The organism is Actinoplanes sp. CA-131856, from assembly GCF_050956135.1.
Lineage (GTDB): Bacteria > Actinomycetota > Actinomycetes > Mycobacteriales > Micromonosporaceae > Actinoplanes.
The window spans coordinates 5,324,455-5,345,922 of sequence record NZ_CP191849.1; the positions used below are offsets into that span (position 1 = coordinate 5,324,455).

Here is a 21,468-nt window from a genome sequence, read left to right on the forward strand (position 1 = left end):
CGCCCTGACCCTCAACGACGCCGACCGCCCCGACGAGGCCGTGGCCGAACTGCTCACCGTCGTCACCACCCACCCCGACGTCACCGACCTGGGCTGTCACCGCCGTGCCCGCTGGGCTGTTCAGAGGGTCGCGGAGCGGCGCAGCACGAAGTCGGGGGTGGCGGCGACGCGCTCCAGCAGGCGGGTGTGCATCTCGGCTCGTTTGTCGTCGGGTAGGGCGTCGATGAAGCGGCCCGAACCGTGCGAGCGGCTCCAGCGCCAATAGGTTTCGCCGTCCGGGACGGGGATCGCCACCTCCAGCGTGGTCGCTGTGATGTCGGTCAGTGTGGACTCGGCCAGCAAGGTGGCTTCGTCGACGTCGTTGCCGTGGCGGCCGGAGCCGTCGGCGTGGAAGCGGCGGTATTCGGCGTACAGGTCGACCAGCGGGTCCGGCCACGGGTCGGGGGTGCCGTCGGCGCGGCCGGGCACGGTGAAGGCCACCGTCGCGCCGGGTTTCGCGACCCGGATCGTCTCCGACACCGCGGCGTGCGGGTCGGCCATGATGTGCAGGGCGAAGCCGCAGACCACCACGTCGAAGACGCCGGGCGGCAGGTCGAGGCGGGCCGCGTCGCGTACGTGGGCGGTGGCGCCGGGGTGGTCGTGCCGCAGGAGTTCGATCATGCGGGGTGCGCCGTCGACCGCGGTGACCTCGCAGCCGCGGGCCAGCAGCGCGGCGGTGAAGGCGCCTCGGCCGGCCGCCACGTCGAGGGCCTTCGCGCCGGGCGCCGGGTTGATGTGGTTCACCGCCTGGGTGGCGAAGGCGGTGAAGAACGGCAGGATCTGGTCGTACGTGCCGGCGACGCCGTCGAAGTGCGTCACCACCGGGTCGCTGGTCATATGCGGGCCGCTCCCAGCACCCAGTCGGAGGTCTGGTCGATGAAGTCGCGGGGGAAGCCGGCCTCGAAACCGGTGGGGGCCTCCAGCCGGGTGATCTCCTCGGGGCTGAGGTGCAGGCGTACGGCGCCGAGGTTGTCCTGTAGTTGATCTGCCCGGCGGGCGCCGACGATGGGGAACACGCCGGTGTGCCGGGCCCGGGTCCAGGCGATCGCCACCTGCGCGGCCGGGACTGCCCTTTCCCGCGCGATGTCGTCGACGGTGCGGGCCACCGTGTGGGCGCGCTCGCCGAGGCCGTCCGGGTCGAAGCGGGACTGCTCCGGGCGTACCCCCGAACTGTATTTGCCGGTCAGCACCCCGCCGGCCAGCGGGCTCCAGGCGGTCACTCCAAGACCGAGCGCGGCCGCCATGGGCAGCAGTTCGCGTTCCACGTCGCGCTGCAGCAGGCTGTACGGCACCTGAAGGCCCACGAACGGGCTCCAGCCGCGCCACTCGGCGAGGGTGTTGGCCCGGGCCACGACCCAGGCCGGCGCGTCGGAGATGCCCACGTACAGGATCTTCCCGGCCCGCACCGCGTCGTCCAGGGCCCGCATCGTCTCCTCGATCGGGGTGGCCTGGTCCCACATGTGCACCCAGTACAGGTCGAGGTAGTCGGTGCCGAGCCGGCGCAGGCTGGTCTCGAGCGAGGCGCGCAGGTTCTTGCGGGCGTTGCCGCCGGCGTTCGGGTCGCGCCGGTCGCGCGACACCGTGTATTTGCTGCCCAGGACGAACCGGTCGCGGCGGCCGGCCAGCAGTTTGCCGAGGATCTCCTCGCTGGCCCCGTCGCGGTAGTTGACGGCCGTGTCGATGGTGTTGCCGCCCGCCTCCGCGTAGGTGTCGAGGATGCGGGCGCATTCGCCGTCGGCGGCGTCGAAGGTCATCGTGCCCAGGATCAGCTCCGAGACGCGCAGCCCGCTCGCGCCCAAGGTCCGGTAATTCATGCGCGCGAATCTACTCGCGGCCGGGTGGCGCAGGACACCACCCGGGTTGTTGATGTTTCAACATCCGGCGGTGATGCTTGAGCACATGACGGTCCGTACCAGCGTCGTGGTTCCGCTGCGCTTCCCCGACGGCTACAGCACCACGGCCGACGTGGTCACCTTCACCGGGCTGGCCGACGGCCGCGAGCATCTCGCGCTCGGCCTGGGCCCGTGGCGCGACACCGACGTGCCCCTGGTGCGCCCGCACAGTGAATGCCTGACCGGTGACGTGTTCGGCAGCACCCGCTGCGACTGCGGACCGCAGCTGCGCGAGGCCGCCGAGCGGATCACCACGGCCGGCGGGTTCCTGCTGTACCTGCGCCAGGAGGGCCGCGGGATCGGCCTGTACGCCAAGCTGGACGCCTACGCGCTGCAGGACACGGGCCTGGACACGTACGAGGCGAACCTGGCCCTGGGTCATGGCGAGGACGAGCGGGACTACACCGCGGCCGCGCAGATGCTGCACACCCTCGGCGCCGACCGGATCCGGCTGCTGAGCAACAACCCCGACAAGGCGGCCCAGCTCGGCGCGCTCGGCATCACCATCGAGGAGCGGGTGCCGACCGGGGTGCACCTGTCCGAGGCCAACGCCCGTTATCTGGCCACCAAACGCGACCACACCGCGCACACCCTCGACCTGCCCCGCCAGCGCACCGCCTGAGGACACCCCCATGGACAGCACCCATCCGTTCCGCCGCCACCTCGACCGGGTCGCCACCCTCGGCGCGCACCGGCCGTGGACGCCCGCCGACGGGCCGATGCCGTCGCTCTATCTGAGCCACGGCGCCCCGCCCACCTTCGAGGACGCCGCCTGGATGCGGCAGCTGCACGACTGGGCCCGCGACCTGCCCCGGCCCACGGCGATCCTGATCGTCAGCGCCCATTGGGAGTCCGCCCCGCTCGCCCTGTCCAGTTCGAGGGCCAACACCGATCTGGTGTACGACTTCGGCGGCTTCAGCCCGGTCTACTACCGCATGCGTTATGACACTCCGGACGCCGGCGACCTGGCCCGGCAGGTGACCGCCCTGATGCCGCAGACCGTGCACGAGCACCACAACCGCGGCCTCGACCACGGCGCCTGGGTCCCCCTGAAGATCATGTACCCGGAGGCGGACGTCCCCGTCCTGCAGCTGAGCATCCCCACCCACGACGCGACCACCCTGCTCGCGCTCGGCGTACGGCTGCGGCCGCTGCGCGAACAGGGGGTGCTGGTCGTCGGCTCCGGCTTCATGACCCACGGCCTGCAGTTCCTGACCCGGGCCATGCTGGCCGGGCACGTGCCCGGCTGGTCGTCCGACTTCGACCAGTGGGCGGCCGCCGCCCTGGCCCGCGGCGACGTCGACGAGCTGGCCGCGTTCCGCGACCGGGCCCCCGGCATGCCCTACGCGCACCCCACCGTCGAGCACTTCACCCCGCTGTTCGTCACCCTCGGCGCCGCCACCGACCCGACCGGCCCGGTCCGCACCGCCGTCGACGGCTACTCGATGGGGTTCGCCAAGCGTTCCTTCCAGACGACATGACCGCCGGCCCGCGCTGGCTCGACGACGACGAGAGGGCCGCCTGGCTCAACGTCGCGCAGATCCTCATGCTGATGCCGGCCGCCCTGGACCGGCAGCTGCGCGAGGACACCGGCATCCCGCACGCCTACTACCAGATCCTGGCCACGCTCAGCGCCGCCGACGAGCACTGCCTGCGGATGACCGACCTGGCCAAGGCGGTCGGCACCACCCTGAGCCGCCTCTCCCACGCGGTCACCAGCCTGGAACAGCGCGGCTGGCTGGAGCGCCGGGCCTGCCCCACCGACAAGCGCGGGCAGGTCGCCCACCTCACCGCGGCCGGGCTGGCCGTGCTGGAGGCCGCCGCCCCCGGCCATGTGGCCGAGGTCCGCCGCCTGATCTTCGACCAGCTGTCCCCGGCTGACGTCGCGCAGCTGCGCGCGGTCACCGCGAAACTGTTGCCCGCGCTGCACACCTAGCCCCGGCCGGCCGCGCGCTGCTCGGCCACACGCCGGACGTCCTCGAAGTCGCCGCAGGAGACGCACTCGTAGACGGCGGCCGTGGTGTCGTCGCTGGCGGTGAGGAAGCCCCGCCCGTCGGGGGTGAACTGGACCGCGTTGACCGCGTCGCCGTGCCGGTGCAGTTCGGTCAGCTTCCGCCCCGGGTCGCCGGTGCGCCACACGTGCACGGCGCCGTCGGCCGCGCTGGCCGCCAGCAGTGAGGCGTCGGCGTTGAAGGCCAGACCGCCGATGGTGCTGTCCGGCCCGTCGAACTCGCGCACCGAGCCGTCGGCGAGCCGCCACAGGTGCAGCTTGTGGTCCTCGGAGCCGGTCAGCAGCAGCCGGCCGTCGCGGGAGACGGTCATCGCGCGCAGCGGCGACGATCCGGCCCGGCCCAGGGTGCGCACCGGTTTGTCATGGTCGGGGCCGAACAACCGGACGGTGCCGTCGGTGCCGGCGGCGGCCACCGTGGTGCCGCCGTCGAGATAGGCCACCCCGAGCACGGCCAGGTTCGGGTCGGCCGCGCCCAGCCGACGGACGATCTTCCCGGTGCCCAGATCCCAGACGATGACCTGGTTGTTGGCGTCCCCGGCGGCCACCGTCGCCCCGTCCGGGCTGACGGCCAGGCTTTTCAGCAGGTGCTCGCCCCGCTGCAGGGGCGGCACGGCCGGGCCCGACTGCCACATCGTGACCTGCGGCCGGTCACTGCCCACCGAGCTGGACACGATGCGGTCACCGTCCGGGGTGAACAGCGCGGTGTTGAGCTGGTCGTTGCCGTAGGTGACCGTCCACTCCTTGAGGCGGGTGCCCTTGGTGTCGTAGACCCGCAGATGGCCGTCCTCCTCGGCGGTGACGATGTGGCGGCCGTCCGGGCTGTGACCGGCGGCGAGCACCCAGCCCTGCGCCCCGGCCAGCACGGTACGCGAGGGCAGTTGCCACACCCGCGCCGTGCCGTCGGCGCTGGCCGAGACGACCCGCCACGGATCACGCCGGTCGAACGCGACGGTCAGCACGGCGCCGCGGTGACCGAGCAGTTCGGCCACCGGCCGGTTGCCCATCCGGTCGGCGAGCCACACCCGGACACGGCCGTCGTTGCCGCCGGCGACCAGCCACCGGCCGTCACGGCTGTAGGCGGCCGAGGTGACCCAGTCCGGCTCCTGCGGCGTCCAGTGCTCGAGCACGCCGGTGCGGGCATTGAAGAAGTCGACCTCCTTGTCGAGCAGCACCGCCACCTTTTCGCCGTCCGGGCGCACGGCCAGCGGGGCGACGACCCGGCTGCGCATGTCCTTCCTGCGGTCGAGCTCGCCGGGGCCCTGGCGCCAGTCCCAGAAGCTGACCCAGTGGTAGCCGTAGTCGAACTGCTGGTTCATGAACACCACACGGCTCGACCCGGCGACGAACTCCGGCATCGACGAGGAGAAGCCGAACTTCTCCGAGCGGGCGAGCATGGCACCGGTCGCGGCCTCCCAGACGGTCAGAACACCGTCCCTGCCGGTGGTCACGATGTACCGCCCGTCCGGTGCCGCCGCCGCGTACCAGACCTCCTCGGAAGCCGGCCCGAACTGCCGTATCAGCTGGCGGGTCCGCGCGTCCCACAGCGTGGCCGGCCCCAGATAACTGCAGCAGACGAGCAGGGCCTGCCGGCCGCCCAGCGTCACCCAGCGCACCGGCGTCCACCGGTCGTACCGGCCGACGCGGCCCAGCGGGCGCCCGCCGCTCTCGTAGACCTGGATCTGCCCGTTCTGGGCGGTGGTGGCGACCAGCGTGCCGTCGGGGCTGAAGGACGCCTCGGCCGGTGCGGCCGGGCCGGTGAACTGCCGCAGGAGACGGCCGGTGCCGGCGTCGAACAGCCGGGCGGTGCCGTCCTGGCCGGCGGTGAGCACGGACCGGCCGTCGGGAGCGGGCACGGCGGTGTTGACCGTTCCCTGATGCCCGCGCAGGATCAGCCGGTTGGTGTCGGCCTCGACAGCGGTCCGCACGGCCAGCTCCGCGTCACCGCTGCCCTTCTCGTCCCACCCGTCGAGGGCCGCCGTCAGCCCGGCGGCCGGGTCACGCTGCAACGTCTGCTCGTAATCGGCCAGCATCGCCTGGTGCTGCGCCTTGCTGCGGCTGCGCCGGGCCTGCACGAAGAACGCCACCGCCACCACCAGCAGCACGGCCAGCACCCCGCAGACCAGCAGCGACACGGTGAGCCGGCGCCGGGTACGCCGGTGCTCGGCCTCGGCCCGGGCCGCCAGCAGCTCCGCCTCGGTGGCCAGGCGCTGCCGTTCGGCCGTGTAGCGGCGCCGCCAGTCCAGCGCGGCCGACGCCATCACGTCGTGGAAGATCTCGTACCGGGGCGGGCCGGGCTGATCCACCGGAGGCGGCACCGGCCGCAGGATCCGCTCCCGGCCCGCGGCCAGCTGTTCGAGGACGCCGGCCACCGTCGCCGCGTCCGCCACCCCCGCGTAGTCGGCCAGGTCCTCGGCCGTGTGCGCCAGTTTCATCCCGGACGGGGTCACCAGGTGCCGGAAGATACCCGCCGCCACCTGCTGCTGCTCCCCGCTCAGCGCCGCCATCACCGTGTCCAGGTGGGTCCGCACGATCTGCTCGGCCCCGCCCAGCTCGGCCAGCGTGGCCCGGCTCAGCACCTGACTGGCCCGCTCCCGCTCGGCCGCCCACAACCGGGTCATCACCAACTGCAGGAACGGCGCCTCCACCGTCGTGTCGGCCCCACCGGCCGTGCCGGCGCCGCTGTCGGTCACCGACATCCGCCCCGTACGCAGCTCCGGCACCAGCTCGTCGACCAGCTCCGCCTCGATACCCATCGCGCGGCCCTCGGGGGCGGTCTCGTTGAACCTGTTCAGCGGCTGCTCGATGGCCTGCCGGGCCGCGTCCTCGTCCAGCAGGTTCAGCCGCAGCGTGTTGCCGAACAGGCCCGGCACCTGCGCTTCGAGCCGGTCCAGCTTGGCCAGGGCGTCCTCCCGGATGCCCAGCAGCACACTGGCCCGCAGCCCGGGCGTGCCCACGATCCGGCCCAGCAGCGCCGCGAACGCGTCACCGGACGGCCCCGAGTGATACGTGATGAAATCCTCGGCCTGGTCGAGCAGCAGCACCACATCCGCGTCGAGCCGCTCACTGACCTCACGGATCATCTCCACCGACAACGGCCGCCGCTCCGCCGCGTCCGGCGACGCCACCGCCTGCAACGCCGCACCGAGACCGTCGAGCGGATCGTCACGCCACGACGAGAAGTAGACGACCACGGCCCGGCCCACCGCCAGATAGCTGAACTCGCTCTCGGCCAGCTGATGCAGATGACGCACCACCCCGGCCTGCAACAGCGAGCTCTTACCGACCCCGCTCGGCCCGTACAACACGGTCAGCCGGCTGGCCAGCAGATTCGCCGTGACCAGATCACGGTCGGCGTCCCGGCCGAAGAAGAAATCACCGTCCTGCTCGGTGTACGGCTGCAAACCCTTGTACGGGCAGCCGTACAAGTGCGGCGACAGCCGGACGACAGTCATGGCTTCAGCGCCCGCCCGAGCTCCGCCGCGTACTCGACCAGACCCGCGTCCAGCAGCTCCACACCCCGCCGGTACCAGGCCTTCTCCTCGATCCGCTCCGGGCGCGGCTGGATCGCCCACGAGTTGTACGTCAACCCGTCGTCACCCCACAACCGGTGCAGGATGACCCGCAGATTCCAATCCTTGAGGCTGTAACCCAAAAACAGGAAATGGCTCTTCTTCATCCGTCGCGATGTTGATCGGAATCAGCTTCGCCACGTCGGTGTGACTGATGTAGGCGATGTAGTGGTCCTCGGTCACCACGAAACTGTCCCGCTCACCGGCATCACGCCCGACCGCCCCGTGAATCTTCGCGATCACCGGCCGCTCATCGCACCGCAACTCCGGATAGACGTTCGGCACCAGGATGATCTCCGTGCTGCCGTCCGGGCGGGTGTGCTTGAACCGGCCCCGGTCCGGGCCGTCAGCAATATAGGTGACCAGGTCGTACGGCTCCCCGGCCTCCCGGAAAGCCCTCTCGAGGGCGTCGTCGTAGTTGGTCGTCACATTCAACGGGAAGAACCGCCGCCCCCGCGCCCGCACCAGCGCCGGCAGACCCGCCAGCAGCCGGTGCACCGGCGTCGGCGCGTAATCAGCGTCGAACACCGTGTGCAGCCGCTCAAACAAAGGCCCGTTGCCCAACTTCACATCCACGTACTGCGACACCCGCAGCAGGTCACCCGAATCGGCGTACGGATAACCGATCGACTCCGCCAGATACGCGGCCAGCTCGGCCCCACTCGGCAGATAACGCCCCCGCTCCCACACCGCCGCCGGCGGCCGGTCACACAAATTCACCCCCGCGCCCAGGAACGGGACGACCGCCCCGGCCAGCAACCGGTCGGCGAGCATCTCGAAATGTTCCTCATCCGGCGCCTGCGCCATGCCTCATCGTCAACCCGCCCACCGCGCCACAGCACCGGACTGTCGCAGGTCGGACTGTGCCGCCCACCCCGCCGGGCCATCGTGGACACCATGGCCCTGGAGGTGGCGAAACTCGTCGTGGAAGCGCTGACCCCGCTCGCCGTGGTCGCCGTCGGCTATGTCCTCAACCGCCGGCTCCGCAAAGTCGAACAGGCCCAATGGGCCAACCAGACCGTCATCACCCGCCGCCTGCAGATCTTCGACAAGCTCGCCCCGCCACTGAACCGGATGCTGTGCTTCGCCACCTTCGTCGGCCGCTGGAAAGAAATCGAACCGGCCCAGGTCATCGCCCTCAAACGCGAAACCGACGAAACCATGTACGCCAACCGGCTGCTGTTCTCCGACGACCTGTTCACCGCCTACCAGGCCTTCATGTCGTCCATGTTCGCCATGTTCGCCATGTTCGCCACCACCGACGCCGACGCACCCCTGCGCGCCCCCATCAGCCAGCCCGGCCGCGGCGACCGTCGCAACCTGCCCTGGTGGAACCCCACACTGCAAAGCTGCTTCAGTACGTCCGAACCCGCCACCCCCGCCGAGATCAGCGCCGCCTACGACGCGCTGACCCAGCAGTTCCGCTCCGACCTCTACGTCCTGCCCAGCCGTTAGGGCATCGAACGTCCAAGCAAACCCTCGATCGCGCCACGAAAGACGTCAGGAACCCCGCAGCACCAGCACGTGCCACACATACTTCAGCAGCTGCAACACCTCGGCCCGGCCCCCGAAGGCCGCCCACCTCGACGGCTCCCGCGCCGCCCGGCCCACCAGCTCGGCGTCCAGCACGTCCCGGCCGAAATGCGCCGCCACCAACCCGGCCAGCGCCGGCACCTCCGGACCACGCAGATCCGCCGGCACCTCAGCGGCGGCCAGCCGGAACCCCGGCGACCACCGCACCGGCAGACCCGTCCCACGCAGACGCGCCTCCACCGACGTACCCCGGAAAGAAGGATCGACCACCACGGCCGCGACATCCGCGGACAAGCTCAGACCCCCATGGATCTGCGCCTCGACGTAATCGTCCATGGCCCGCCCCGCCACCGTGCGCGGCACACCCAGCACCCGCACCCACTCGGCCGGGCCCGCCGCCGCCAGATTCAGCGCCCGGCCCGTACGCGCCACCTCCGACAACAACGACTCCCACACCGCACGGAACGTCGTCGCCGTACCGACCACCGCCGGCTCCGTGACGCTGTCACCATGACTGAACGTCGCCCGCAGCGACACCGCCTCCGACAACACCAGATGACAACTGCCGAACCGCGGCGACGCCCCATCCGGATAACCGGCCAGATTCAAACCACCGTAGATCGGCCGCCCCGACGAACCCGTGTAAGCACCGGCGAACATCCGCTGCTCCCACCGGTCCCGGTCACCACCCGGATACGCCGTCAGCCCACCATTGGAGATACCCGTCTCGAACTGGCTGCGATACACACCCTCCGCCGCCAGCCGCTGCGCCACCGTCGAACCATCGGAGAGCAACCGGTCAGGATGAAAATTGACCGTGACCGGCGCCGCCGGCACCGGCGACGCCTCCGGAAACAAGGCCCGCACATGAGCCAGAGCCCGCTCCGCCGCAACGGTCACTGCGCCTCGATCGTGCCAGTCACCAGCAGCACCATCAGCAGCAGACCCAGCACCACCCGGTAGAAGATGAAAATGCTGTACGAATGCCGCGAGATGAACTTCAACAACCAGTTCACCGAGAAGTACGCCACCACGAAACTCACAGCCGTCGCGATCAGCGTATTCGCCCAGCCCACACCATCCGCGATGTTGCCGGCCTCCTCATAGCCCTGCAACAACGACGCACCCAGCAACGCCGGAATCGACAGGAAGAACGACAACTTCGTCACCGTCACCCGGTCGAAATCACGCAACAAACCCGCCGACATCGTCGCCCCCGACCGCGACACACCCGGAATCAGCGCCAGACACTGCACCACACCGATGATCAGCGAATCCTTCCACGTCACATCATCCTCATGACGCACCTGCGTCGCCGCGTGATCAGCGAACGCCATCACACCACTCCACAGGATCAGCGCACCCGCCACGAACCACAGACTCCGCAGCGTCGTCTCCACCTGATCCTTGAACAACAACGCCGCGATCACGATCGGGATCGCACCCAGAATCACCGCCCACCCGAACCGGTAATCCTGATTGTCACGCTTCGCCTTGCTGAACAACCCACCCAGGAACGCCGGCACGATCCGCGCGATGTCCTTACGCAGATAAAGAATCGTCGCCAGCACCGCACCCGACTGGATGATCACCGTGAACGCCGTGATGTCCGGATCGTCGAGCTGATAACCGAGCAGCTTCTCCAGGATCGTCAGATGGCCGGTGCTCGACACGGGCAGGAACTCGGTGAAACCCTCGACCGCCCCCAGCAACACCGCTTCGATGATGTTCAAGACCTATGCCCACCCTTGATCCGCTTTGACGCCGCGGCACAGCATAGGGCCAGCTGTCACCCTCCGCTGCGGCGGACCCGGGACCCCACGCTCACACCCTCAGCTCTCCAGCACCTCGCCCGCCGCGACATGCCAGCGCCGCCCGAACCCCACCGCATCCGCGAAATACCGGTCATGCGTCACCACCACCAACGTCCCCCGGTAACGCCGCAACGCCTCCTCCACCACATCCAGCGCATCGAAGTCGAGGAAATTCGTCGGCTCATCCAGCAACAACACCCGCGCCGGACTGTTCACCAACACCGCCAACAGCAACCGCCGCAACTCACCAGCCGACAAACTCCGCAGCCGCGACTCCCACTGATCCGCCCCGAACTGATGCCCCAGCAACAACCTCTCGGCGTCATCCACATAAACCGGCACACGCTCCCGGAAGAACCCCATCACCGTCTGATCCGTCCGCAACCCATCAGAGGTCTGCGGCAGAACAGCCGCCTCCACACCCTCACCCAGCGCCCGCAACAGCGACGTCTTCCCCGCACCATTGCGCCCAGTGATCAAAACCCGGTCACCACGGCGCACCGTCACATCAACCGAACCCAGCAACAGCCGATCCCCCGCCCGGACCGCCAACCCCTTCGCCTCGAGCACCACCTCACCCGCATCACCGGCATCCTGCGGAAAAGCCAACGTCAAAGCCGGCCGCGTACGAGGCTGAGCAATCCACCGCACCGACTCCATCTGCCGCCGCAGACGCCGCTCACGAACCTTCGCCTTCCGCGCCACCAACCGCGCCACCCGCCGCAGATGAGGCGCCGTCGCCCCCGACCGAACCGTGTTCTCCACACCCCGCGAGAACTCCTTGGTCCGCTCGATATCCGCCTCCCACCGCCGGCGGTCCTTCTCCTGCGCCTCGAAATCCAGAAGCAACCGCTCCCACCGCCGCTGCTTCTCCACCCGAAACGCCGAATAACCACCACCCGGATAGTCCTGCGGCTCCTCGTCGATCCCATCCAACTCGACCACCCGGGTCACCACAGCATCCAAGAACGCCCGGTCATGACTGACGGTCAAAACCCCGCCCGGGTACGCCTTCAGCCAGCCCTGCAACCAAGCAACCCCATCAGCGTCGAGATGGTTCGTCGGCTCATCCAGCAACAACACATCCGGCTCATCCAGCAACGCCCGCGCCAGCAACAACCGCGCCTGCTCACCACCACTGACCGCCCGCAACGGCAGATCATCCGGCAGATCAGCGATATCCAACCGCTGCCGGATCTCACCGACCCGGGCCTCAGCCGTCCACCCCTCAAGAGCAGTCCACCGCTCCTGAACAGCCCCGAACTCGCCCAGCACATCCTCACCGGCGGCCAGCCGAGCCTCCAGCTCCCGCAACCGCACGGTCACCTCAGCCAGCTCACCGAGACCCCCGGCGAGAAAAGCCCCGACGGTCCCCTCCGGATCAGGCATCTGCTGAGCCACATAGCCGACCCGCGTACCCGGCCCACGGACGACGCTGCCACCCGACGGCTTGAGCTCACCGGCCAGCACCCGCAACAACGTCGTCTTACCGGCACCGTTCGGCCCGACCACCCCGACCCGGTCCCCGTCACCGAGCACCAGATCAAAACCGGAGAACAGGGCATCGCCGTCATGGGCGCGGCTGAGAGAAACAGCTTTCAACAAGAGGCCCTCCAAGGAGCAGACACCGACAGGGGTACGCACACACGCCGGGTCGCATCACATGAAAAAGAGCACTCCTCGAGCCGTCGACAGGAACGCGTCCCAGATTGCCGCGAGCCCCCGTCCCCCGCAACCGATTTAGATCACAGATCCCGAAATGAACCGCCTCACCACACTCTCGACCGACATCCGCGGCTCGGCTTGCCTTTACCGCCCAGGCGCCACGCGTCCGGGCGACCGTGACGCTCCTCGGCTCGGCGAGCTGATCGCGGTGGGGCGGATCGCGGTGGGGCGGATCGCGGTGGGGCGGATCGCGGTGGGGCGGATCGCGGTGGGGCGGATCGCCGCAAGCGATCGCCGCCGGGCGCCGATTGGGCCGAGGACTGCCCTCCCCCGGCCGCCAGGTCGAGGTCCTCGGGGGTGAACACCACCATGCGCGGGGCCCGCCCTCGATGTGCTGCGCGGCGAGGCGAGCGCCGCAGCGACGACCAGGCCGGAACCGAACCGCGAGCCGAACCCAAATCCAAGGCGGGATGCCGTTGATTCCTTTTTGTTCTTGTCCTGGTCTTGGGGGTGCGGTGCGCCGGTGTTCAGGCGCACATCCGCTAAGGCATCCTAGGATGGTGGTGTCGATCACCACGAGGCTTGCCCAGGGTGGGTGGGGTGTGCCGTTGACGGAGAATGGACGCCGTGCCGCGACCTATCCCCAGCGCCCCGTCCGGCCGGCACACCGCCGGTGCCCTTCAGACTCGTGAGGAGCTTCGCCAGCTTCGCCCTGACCTGCTGGAACGCTACGACGCCGAGCTTCCGGGAGCCCGCGCGGCGGTCCTCGCCCGGCTCCTCGGCGCGGTCGGCCGTGAGGCCCTGCCGGGCTTGACCGCCCGGGCCCGGGGCAGGGCGGCGTTCGCCCGGACCGCCGACGGACGGGTCGGCACGCTGTGGGTCGGCAACACCGGTCAACCGGCCGGCGCCGACCGGCACGCCGCGGGTTCTGCGACGTGGCCAGGGACGCATGCCCCAGCGACCGCCAAGGACCAGCACCTGCCGGGCGACGACGGGAATTCCCACGTCAGCGACCGCCCTACCGCTGAGATCGTGCTGCGCTACCCGGCCGGCGCCTCGGAGCCCTTCTTCGCGGGGGCGGCCGGGCTCGCCGTCGACGTCGAACTGACAAGTTTCGGACAGATCACCGGCGACGCCGGGCCGACCGGCGGGGGCAACAGGTCGATTGTGGACCCGGGTGAGGTCGTACGGCTGCTCTGGGGTGACGTCCCGTTCGCCGCCGAGGTGGACAACAGCGTCGCCAACCTGGCGCTCGCCCGGGCCGCGCGGACCGGGCCGCCCCGGCTGCCCGCGGCCGGGCCGGGCGCGCTCGGGCTGGTCGAGCAGCAGATCGTCGACGGGCATCCGCTGCACCCGTGCTGCCGCACCCGGGGCGGGATGAGCGTGGCCGACGTGCTCGCCTACGCGCCCGAGCACTCCCCCGTCATCCGGCTGCGCCGCCTCACCGTTCCGGCCGAGCAGTGGTTCGGTGACGGCCCGCCCGTGCTCCACGCCCACCCCTGGCAGGCCGATCACCTGCGGGACCGCTACCCGTGGCTGCGTGACGACGGCGAGACCGCGCCCGTGCGCCCTCTCATGTCGCTGCGGACCGTCGCTCCCCTCGACGGTGGCCCCCATGTCAAAACCGCTGTCGACATTCAAATGACGTCGGCCGTACGGACCGTGTCACCCGCCGCCGTGCACAATGGCCCTCTGCTCTCGCGGCTCCTGAAGACCCTCACCGCCGGCCTGCCCATCGAGGTGCTGGCCGAGACCGGCGCCGGGGCCGTCATCGTCGACGGCGAACCCCAGCGGCACCTGGCCCACCTGTTCCGGGCCGCGCCGCGCCTGGCCGCCGGTGAGGTCGCCGTCCCGCTCGCCTGGCTCGGCGCGGCCCCTCTGCCTCTGGGGCGCGGCGAGGACGCGTACACCACCATGGGTTTGATCGCCAAGGTGTTGTTCGGTCCTGTGGTCGAGCTGCTGGCGCGCGGGGTGGCGCTGGAGGCGCACGGGCAGAACACGCTGCTGGTGCTCCGCGACGGGCGGCCGGCGCGGATCCTCTACCGCGACCTGGGTGGCGTGCGGGTCAGCGCGGCCCGGCTGCGCGCCGCCGGGGTCGACGCCCCGCCGCTGAGGGGCGACCTGCCCAGCGACGACCCTCAGGTGCTGCGGACCAAGCTGTCCGCGGCCGCGTTCGGCACTGTCGCCCAGGAGCTGGTCACCGCGTTCCACCGGTGGCACGGCGCGGACCGGCGGCGGCTGTGGGGCATCGTCGCCGCGGCGATCCGTGACACGGGCACGGCGGACGCGCCGCACCTGCTGCGCGACCCGCTGCCGATCAAGGCCACCACCGCGATGCGGCTGGCCGCCGACCCGCTCGACGACCTCTGGGCCCACCTCGACAACCCGATGGCGGAACACGCATGAATCGCAGCGTTATGCGCACCGACCGGATCGCGCACACCGAGGCCGCTCTCGCGGTGCACGCGCCCGAGCTGGTGCCGGGCTTCCTGGCGAATCTGCCCGAGGCGGCCGACACGGTCGGGCGGCGGCTGCGCGGGGCCCTGGTCCGCGAGGGCATCCGTGACATGGGACCGGGCCTGCGGCACGGTTTCAACCGGGTCGAATACGCCACCAGCGGGGTGGCCGACCCGGTCGACCTGCTGGGCGACATCGAGGCGCCCGGTTTCGCCGCGGAGCTGCGCAACGCCGTACTCAATCTTGCCATCGCCATGGCCCGCCCGGCGGCCCCTGTGGACGACGACCCGGACGCGCGGGCGATCGGCCTGGAGCGGCTCGCCGTGGCCGGCCACAACCTGCATCCTTGCGGCCGGACCCGGCTGGGCTGGGACACCGGTGACGTCCTCGCGCACGATCTGGAGGTCGAGAAGACGAGGATCGGATTCGTCGCCGTCCGCGACGACCTGCACCTCGGCGACGACCTTTTCCCCGATGTGCCGGGCAAGGTCATCCCGGTGCACGCCTGGCAGCGCGACAATATCATCCCGTCCCGCTACGGCGATCTCCTCGAAGACGGCACCCTCAAGATCCTCGACGACGAGATCGACGCCATCCCCACGGCCGCCCTGCGCACGCTGCTGCTGCCCGGCACAGGCCAGTATTTGAAGGTCTCCCTCGACATCCAGGTCACCTCGACCCGGCGCAGCATCAGCGTGGCCAGCACCCGCAACGGCCCGGCCGTCTCCACCCTGCTGCACCGCCTGGTCGCCGCCGACCCGGCCGGCCACCGGCTGCTGCTAATGGCCGAGACCGCCGGCGCCGCCGTGCCCGTCGGGTCCGGCCGCGACCTGTCCGCGATCCGCCGCGAGGGCCTCACCGGCCGCCTCGAGCCCGGCGAGCGGGCCGTCCCCGGCGGCGCCCTGCCGTTCCTGCTCGACGAGCTCGTCACCGGCGATCCCGCCGTCTGGCTGCGCGAGTACGCCGAGCTGCTGATGCCGCCGCTGCTGCGCTTCACCGCCCAGGGCGTCGCCCTCGAAGCCCACCTGCAGAACTGCCTGCCCACCTTCGTCGGCGGCCGCCCGCACCGCCTGGCCCTGCGCGACTTCGCCGGCCTGCGCCTGCACCCCGGCCGGCTGCGCGCCGCCGGGCACGACATCACCCTGTGGCCCGGCTCGGTGGTCGGCACCGACGACCTCGGCGTGCTCCGCGCGAAGATCGGCTACACCATGTTCCAGGCCCACCTGGGCGAGCTCGTCATGCGCCTGGACCTCGACGAGGACCACGCCTGGCGCATCGTCCGCGAGGTCCTCGACGAGTACGCCACGGGCGACGACCACGCCGCGTTCACCGCGCCCACCGTGCCGCACAAGGCCCTGGTCCGCATGCGCCTGGCCGGTGCGGGCGACATCTACGTCCCGGTGAGGAACCCGCTGCATGCTCCCGCCTGACCTGCCCCGCCCCGTCTGCGCCTACCTCTACGACACCGCGACGCTGCGCGCCACGGCCGCGGCGGTCCGGCGGGCGCTTCCACCGGCGGCTACTTTGATGTACGCCGTCAAAGCCAACGGCCATCCCCAGGTCCTCGAGACGCTCGCGAAGGAGTGCGACGGCCTGGAGGTCGCCTCCGGCGGCGAACTGGCCCTGGCCCGCGCGGCCGGCGCCCGCCGCATCGTCTTCGGCGGCCCGGCCAAGACCGACGCCGAGCTGCGCGCCGCCCTCGACGCCGGGGTCCTGATCAACGCCGAGAGCGTCTACGAACTGCACCGCATCGCCGCCCTGGCCGGCAGCCCGCCCGAGGTGGTGCTGCGCGTCAACCGCCCCGGCAGCCCCCTGCACGGCAGCCACACCATGACCGGTGCGCCGACTCCGTTCGGCGTCGACGCAGCGCAGGTCGGCGAGGCCCTGTCCGTGCCCGGCGTGCGCATCGTCGGCTTCCACCTGCACGCCGTCTCCAACAACATGGACGGGCACGCCCACGCCGCCTTCGTCCGTGACTGCCTGAGCTGGTCGCAGGACCAGGATCTGCCCGGTCTGCGGGTCGTCAACGTCGGCGGCGGCTTCGGCGTCGACTACCTGTCCGGCGCCTCCATGGACCTGTCCCCGCTGCGCGGCATCGAGGTGCCGGACGGCATCGACCTGATCTTCGAACCGGGCCGCTATCTGGCCGCCGACGCGGGCCGCTACGCGGCCGAGGTCATCGACATCAAGACCACCCACGGCCGCACGTTCGCCGTCCTGCGCGGCGGCACCCACCACTTCCGCCTGCCGGCCGCGTGGGGCTACTCGCACCCGTTCACCGTCGTCCCGGTCGACGACTGGCCCCACCCGTACCCCCGACCGTCGGTGACCGGCACCGAGGTCGACGCCGTGGGCGAGCTCTGCACCCCCCGCGACGTGCTCACCCGCGGCCAGCACGTGGATCGTCTGCGCGCCGGCGACATCCTGGTCTTCGCCCGCACCGGCGCCTACGGCTGGGACATCTCCCACCACGACTTCCTGCGCCACGACCCACCGGCGTTTGTGATCACCTGACACTTCGGCCGCCGCCGAACACCGGGCGGGGCATCATCGTCGGATGGACGACGCTTCGTCACTGGCCTCCTGGGCGGCCCTGCTCGCCGACCGCACCCGGGCCGCCTTCTGCCTGGCCCTGATGGACGGCCGTGCCTGGACCGTGGGTGAGCTGGCCCGCCACGCCGGTGTCGCCATGTCCACGGCGTCCGAGCACGCCGACCGCCTGGTCACCGGCGGCCTGCTGGCCGAGCACCGTCAGGGCCGCCACCGCTATCTGGCCCTGGCCTCCCCGGAGGTGGCCACGCTGATCGAGGCGGTCACGGCCGCGACAGATCAAACCCCTTCCCCCGTACGCACGCTGGCCGCCGCCCATCGACGGCGCAACCTGGCCTTCGCCCGCACCTGCTACGACCACCTGGCCGGCACCCTGGGCGTGGCCCTGGCCGACGGCATGACCACGACCGGCATGCTGACCAGGACGAACGGCCTGTCCCTGACCCCAGCCGGCCGCGACCGCCTGACCAGCCTCGGCATCGTCCTGGACGCCCCCGGCCGCCGTCCCGTGCTGCGCGACTGCCTCGACTGGACCGAACGCCGCCCCCACCTGGCCGGCATCACCGGAGCCGCCCTGCTCCAGCACGCCCTGGCCGCCTCCTGGGTGATCCGGATAGGCACGAGCCGGGCCGTGCGCCTGACCGACGAGGGCCACGCCGCTTTCACCACCCATTTCGGCGCGTCCCTGGATCGAGAACCCCACGCGCAACCCGCACGCGCGTGACCCTGTCTCGCTAACGGTCGCCGGCCAGCGCGACCGGGGTCAGGGTCTGCCCGGCGGCGACCGCCTCACGCAGGCGCCGGCCGCCGCTTTGGGCGAAGAAGTGCGGCGCTTCATGACGTACGACGATGTCGCCGTCCTCGGCCGTCGCCTCGTCGTGGCGCACACGGCTCGGGTCGAGGTAGCAGCGCGGACCCCGCGCGCCCTCGGCCCGCGAGTGGATGAGGGCGACGACCTGCTCGGGCTCGGCCCGGGTGGTGTCGCAGACGAGGTCGTAGTTGGTCAGGCGGGTCTTGTCGACGCCGTACCGGCTCAGGAACCGCTGCCGCTCGCTGTCGCTGCGCCCGGCCAGCTCGCGGCAGGCCTCGTCGAGGTCGCGGTAGCTCTCCACGGCGTCGCCCGGACGGCCGAGCGCGCGCCGGGCCGCCACCAGCGGGTCGGCGATCAGGTGCACTTTCACCGCACCGGCGAAGAAATGCCAGGCCAGCCGGCTGTCGACGACCAGCCGCTCACCGGAGGCGGCGATGTCGTGCTGCATCTGATCGACGTAGTGGTCGACCTTGTCGTCGAGCTCGGCGTGCACGTTGAGCTGCAGGGCAGTCATGCCGCGCTCGGCCGCCATCGCCCGGTAGAGGTCACCGATGCTGACCCGGCGCACCCCGAGTCTTCGCGCCAGCATCACCGACACGGTCGTCTTGCCGCTGCCGAGATCACCGTTGAACACCACCGACGGAAGGGCCTCCATCGACCAACCTTAGTCCGCCCGCGCATCCCCCACAGTCCGGCCGCGATCGGCTCGGTCCGCCACAGGCGCGACGTTCCGACCGCTCGCTCTTGCCGAGCCGCTCGCGTCGGTCATCGAGGGAACGGCCATCGAGCGGGCGGTCACGGCGGCGGGATCCGCTGAGGGTCAGCGGCCGGGCGGGGTGGGGCGGACCCGGCGCAGCTCGCGCAAAGCCTGGCGGCGGACGTCGCCGGTGAGGGTGTCGATGTAGAGGCGCCCGTCCAGGTGGTCGGTCTCGTGTTGCAGGGCGCGGGCCAGAAATCCGGTGCCGGGAATGACGATGGGCTCGCCGTGGCGGTCGAAGCCGCGGGCGGTCACCGACATAGCGCGCTTGGTCGGGAAGCCGAGGCCGGGCAGGGACAGGCAGGCCTCCTCGTCGTCCTGCTCGCCGGCGAAGTCGCTGAGCACCGGGTTGATCATGTGGCCGACGACGCCGCCCACGTTGTACGAGAACGCGCGCAGGCTGACGCCGATCTGCGGAGCGGCGACACCGGCGCGGCCCGGAACCCGTACCGTGTCCTCGAGATCGTCGATCAAAGCGCCCAGCTCCGCGTCGAACGAGGTCACCGGGTCGGCCTCGGTGCGCAGGACCGCGTCGCCGAAGATCCGAATAGGCCGAACTGTCATGGCCTCAAGCCTATCCGGTCGTTACCCGAACAGGGCGAGTTGGTCGGCCGCGAGCAGTTCCCGCAGCTTGGACAGCGACCGGCGGGTCTGGCTCTTGACCACGCTGACCGGAACGTCGAGCACGTCGGCCACCTGCTCCACGCTGTAGTCCTCGAAGTAGCGCAGGATGACGATGGCCCGGTCCCGCTCGGGCAGATGCCCCAGCGCGTCGAGCATGGTCACCCGCAGCTCGGGATTCTCCCGGTAGGTGGGCTCGGCCAGCACACCCGGCGTCGACTCGGTCGACGACCGGCGCCGGCGGTGGTCCAGATAGCTGCGCAGCAGGATCTTCTGGGTGTACGCCAGCAGGTTGTCCGCCTGGATCGCCTTGCGCCAGCTCAGGTAGAGCTTGGTCAGCGCCGTCTGCGTCAGGTCCTGGGCCAGATGCCAGTCACGGCACAGCATGAACGCGGTCGTCCGCAGCCGCTCGGCGTGCGCGGTCGCGAACTCGGCGAACTCGTCGTCGGCGCTCATCCGGCGAACTCCGGCAGGTGCGGGTACCGCTTCTCGCCCAGCCCGACCAGGCTCGCCTCCATCGTCACGCCCCACCGAGGATCCGCGGCGATCTTCGCTGCCGTGTCCGGGTCGAGCACCGGCGTGGCCAGCCCCTTGGGCCCACCGGCGGGCGCACACGAGTCGATGCCGATCTCCACGGTCGTACCGTCCGGCCAGCCCGCAGTGACGGAAGCGGCCCGCGCGCACTCCCCCGGGAACGTCACGATCGTCACCTTCGCCAGGTCACCCCGGTCGGGAAGCGGCGGCCGGACATCGACCCGGCTGACCGCCACCTGCACCGTGCCCGGCCCGAGACCGGTGTCGACGAAGGCCCGCACCCGCAACTCCCCGCCCGAAGCGATGGTGAAGCCGCGCGCCTTGCCGGCCGGCAGGAGCTCGTTCAGAAGGTAGGCCATCGCCGCTGGGGTCGCTTTCGTCAGTGGCCCGGTGGGCCGCAGCCCCCCGCCGGAGATCGCCAACGTACGGCTGTGCCCCGGGCTCACCGCGACCTTCGGGCTGATCGGCACGGATCGGGGAGGAAAGCCGGGCGCCGTGACCGCGGGCGCGCCTCCGAGCACCGGCGCCGTCACGGTGGGTGCCGCCCGCCGACCGGGCGCCTCACTGACAGCCGGCGCCGCCGCCGCCGCCGGCCCGAACTCGTTCGGCGACCGCACCGGAGAGGTCAGCCCTCCACCGGCGACAGCAACCCCGGCCAGCACCCCCACGACCGCCACCGCGCCACCACCCACAGCCAGCCGCCGCCGGTGACGGCGGATCCGCTGCCCGTCACGCAGAGCCGCCCCCACGACATCACCGAGCGGCGGCGGCCGCTCAGCGTTGAGATCGTCGCGCAGCAGCGCCCGCAGATCTTCGGTCACAGCGACCCCTCATGCCTTCCCTCGCGCCGGCGACCCCACGACCGCCCACAGGCGTAGACGCATCGACACCCCGATCAGGTGACCGCACTCCCCAGAAAACTTGGTCACCGGCCGGATCGGGCCCCCATAGTGCCCGCCGCCACCCGCCCCGGCCACCCCGCTCCCAAGGCACCAGACAGCCCGCCCACAAGCGGCGCTTGGCCACTGCAAAACGGCCCACCAAACCGGACGAGCCAGCCACAGCGAAACGGCGCGACTCCGCACCCGAGCGCCACCAACCAGCCGAGCCCCCAGCGCACACCGCCCACTGACAAGACAGCGCCACCAACCAGCCAGGCCCGCGAGCCACGCCGGCCACCGCAAAACGGCGCCACCAAACAGCCGAGCCGCCAGC

Annotated in this window: 20 protein-coding genes; 8 read left to right on the forward strand and 12 right to left on the reverse strand. The window is 71.0% G+C overall.

What is annotated here, in order from left to right:
* Positions 1 to 120 precede the first annotated feature (120 nt).
* On the reverse strand, positions 121 to 876 hold the full coding sequence (locus ACQP2X_RS24665; protein ID WP_498700634.1) for a class I SAM-dependent methyltransferase: 756 nt from the start codon (positions 874 to 876) through the stop codon (positions 121 to 123).
* Positions 873 to 1,853 (reverse strand): aldo/keto reductase, encoded by a 981-nt coding sequence (locus tag ACQP2X_RS24670; protein ID WP_498700635.1) that lies wholly within the window; start codon positions 1,851 to 1,853, stop codon positions 873 to 875. Before ACQP2X_RS24670 ends, ACQP2X_RS24665 begins: the two co-directional genes overlap by 4 nt.
* Positions 1,854 to 1,938: 85 nt before the next feature.
* On the opposite strand from ACQP2X_RS24670, the gene ACQP2X_RS24675 reads away from it, so the two are divergent.
* Genes ACQP2X_RS24675 through ACQP2X_RS24685 form a run of 3 tightly spaced genes read left to right on the forward strand, consistent with a single transcriptional unit; the run spans position 1,939 to position 3,867 of the window.
* Positions 1,939 to 2,553: a GTP cyclohydrolase II gene (locus tag ACQP2X_RS24675; protein WP_498700637.1), complete on the forward strand. Its 615-nt coding sequence runs from the start codon at positions 1,939 to 1,941 to the stop codon at positions 2,551 to 2,553.
* A gap of 10 nt (positions 2,554 to 2,563) precedes the next feature.
* Entirely contained in the window at positions 2,564 to 3,412 is an 849-nt protein-coding gene (locus ACQP2X_RS24680; RefSeq protein WP_498700638.1) for a dioxygenase family protein, read from the forward strand.
* Positions 3,409 to 3,867, forward strand: a complete 459-nt coding sequence (locus ACQP2X_RS24685; RefSeq protein ID WP_498700641.1) for a MarR family winged helix-turn-helix transcriptional regulator — start codon at positions 3,409 to 3,411, stop codon at positions 3,865 to 3,867. Before ACQP2X_RS24680 ends, ACQP2X_RS24685 begins: the two co-directional genes overlap by 4 nt.
* On the opposite strand, the gene ACQP2X_RS24690 is transcribed toward ACQP2X_RS24685, so the two are convergent.
* The 3 genes from ACQP2X_RS24690 to ACQP2X_RS24700 are packed head-to-tail and all read right to left on the reverse strand — an operon-like array spanning position 3,864 to position 8,318.
* Complete coding sequence (locus ACQP2X_RS24690; RefSeq protein ID WP_498700642.1) at positions 3,864 to 7,394, reverse strand: nSTAND1 domain-containing NTPase; 3,531 nt, start codon at positions 7,392 to 7,394, stop codon at positions 3,864 to 3,866. The genes ACQP2X_RS24685 and ACQP2X_RS24690 overlap by 4 nt on opposite strands.
* A complete protein-coding gene (locus ACQP2X_RS24695; protein ID WP_498700643.1) occupies positions 7,391 to 7,618 on the reverse strand; it encodes an SIR2 family protein in 228 nt (75 codons plus the stop codon). The genes ACQP2X_RS24690 and ACQP2X_RS24695 overlap by 4 nt, the downstream gene beginning before the upstream one ends.
* The gene (locus tag ACQP2X_RS24700; RefSeq protein ID WP_498700645.1) at positions 7,536 to 8,318 is read right to left on the reverse strand and encodes an SIR2 family protein; all 783 of its coding nucleotides are present in this window, start codon (positions 8,316 to 8,318) and stop codon (positions 7,536 to 7,538) included. The genes ACQP2X_RS24695 and ACQP2X_RS24700 overlap by 83 nt, the downstream gene beginning before the upstream one ends.
* A gap of 90 nt (positions 8,319 to 8,408) precedes the next feature.
* On the opposite strand from ACQP2X_RS24700, the gene ACQP2X_RS24705 reads away from it, so the two are divergent.
* On the forward strand, positions 8,409 to 8,966 hold the full coding sequence (locus ACQP2X_RS24705) for a hypothetical protein (RefSeq protein WP_498700646.1): 558 nt from the start codon (positions 8,409 to 8,411) through the stop codon (positions 8,964 to 8,966).
* A gap of 45 nt (positions 8,967 to 9,011) precedes the next feature.
* Here the strand turns inward: ACQP2X_RS24705 and ACQP2X_RS24710 are convergent, their stop codons facing one another.
* The 3 genes from ACQP2X_RS24710 to ACQP2X_RS24720 all read right to left on the reverse strand — a co-directional run bounded on the left by ACQP2X_RS24710 (position 9,012) and on the right by ACQP2X_RS24720 (position 12,463).
* On the reverse strand, positions 9,012 to 9,944 hold the full coding sequence (locus ACQP2X_RS24710) for a DUF3626 domain-containing protein (RefSeq protein ID WP_498700647.1): 933 nt from the start codon (positions 9,942 to 9,944) through the stop codon (positions 9,012 to 9,014).
* Entirely contained in the window at positions 9,941 to 10,777 is an 837-nt protein-coding gene (locus ACQP2X_RS24715) for an undecaprenyl-diphosphate phosphatase (RefSeq protein ID WP_498700649.1), read from the reverse strand. The genes ACQP2X_RS24710 and ACQP2X_RS24715 overlap by 4 nt, the downstream gene beginning before the upstream one ends.
* A 99-nt stretch (positions 10,778 to 10,876) precedes the next feature.
* Positions 10,877 to 12,463, reverse strand: coding sequence for an ABC-F family ATP-binding cassette domain-containing protein (locus ACQP2X_RS24720; RefSeq protein ID WP_498700650.1), 1,587 nt, complete (start codon positions 12,461 to 12,463; stop codon positions 10,877 to 10,879).
* Between the two features lie 687 nt (positions 12,464 to 13,150).
* On the opposite strand from ACQP2X_RS24720, the gene ACQP2X_RS24725 reads away from it, so the two are divergent.
* Genes ACQP2X_RS24725 through ACQP2X_RS24740 form a run of 4 tightly spaced genes read left to right on the forward strand, consistent with a single transcriptional unit; the run spans position 13,151 to position 18,254 of the window.
* Complete coding sequence (locus ACQP2X_RS24725) at positions 13,151 to 14,929, forward strand: IucA/IucC family protein (protein WP_498700652.1); 1,779 nt, start codon at positions 13,151 to 13,153, stop codon at positions 14,927 to 14,929.
* Positions 14,926 to 16,410, forward strand: a complete 1,485-nt coding sequence (locus tag ACQP2X_RS24730) for an IucA/IucC family protein (RefSeq protein WP_498700653.1) — start codon at positions 14,926 to 14,928, stop codon at positions 16,408 to 16,410. Before ACQP2X_RS24725 ends, ACQP2X_RS24730 begins: the two co-directional genes overlap by 4 nt.
* Complete coding sequence (locus ACQP2X_RS24735) at positions 16,397 to 17,494, forward strand: alanine racemase (protein ID WP_498700654.1); 1,098 nt, start codon at positions 16,397 to 16,399, stop codon at positions 17,492 to 17,494. The genes ACQP2X_RS24730 and ACQP2X_RS24735 overlap by 14 nt, the downstream gene beginning before the upstream one ends.
* Before the next feature lie 43 nt (positions 17,495 to 17,537).
* Positions 17,538 to 18,254, forward strand: coding sequence for an ArsR/SmtB family transcription factor (locus tag ACQP2X_RS24740; RefSeq protein ID WP_498700656.1), 717 nt, complete (start codon positions 17,538 to 17,540; stop codon positions 18,252 to 18,254).
* Positions 18,255 to 18,264: 10 nt separating this feature from the next.
* On the opposite strand, the gene ACQP2X_RS24745 is transcribed toward ACQP2X_RS24740, so the two are convergent.
* From ACQP2X_RS24745 to ACQP2X_RS24760, 4 genes are all read right to left on the reverse strand, one after another.
* On the reverse strand, positions 18,265 to 18,996 hold the full coding sequence (locus ACQP2X_RS24745) for an AAA family ATPase (protein WP_498700658.1): 732 nt from the start codon (positions 18,994 to 18,996) through the stop codon (positions 18,265 to 18,267).
* Positions 18,997 to 19,161: 165 nt separating this feature from the next.
* Entirely contained in the window at positions 19,162 to 19,662 is a 501-nt protein-coding gene (locus ACQP2X_RS24750; protein WP_498700659.1) for a peptide deformylase, read from the reverse strand.
* A 21-nt stretch (positions 19,663 to 19,683) separates the two neighbouring features.
* Positions 19,684 to 20,175, reverse strand: a complete 492-nt coding sequence (locus ACQP2X_RS24755; protein WP_498700660.1) for a SigE family RNA polymerase sigma factor — start codon at positions 20,173 to 20,175, stop codon at positions 19,684 to 19,686.
* Positions 20,172 to 21,074: a hypothetical protein gene (locus ACQP2X_RS24760; protein ID WP_498700662.1), complete on the reverse strand. Its 903-nt coding sequence runs from the start codon at positions 21,072 to 21,074 to the stop codon at positions 20,172 to 20,174. Before ACQP2X_RS24760 ends, ACQP2X_RS24755 begins: the two co-directional genes overlap by 4 nt.
* Positions 21,075 to 21,468 lie beyond the last annotated feature (394 nt).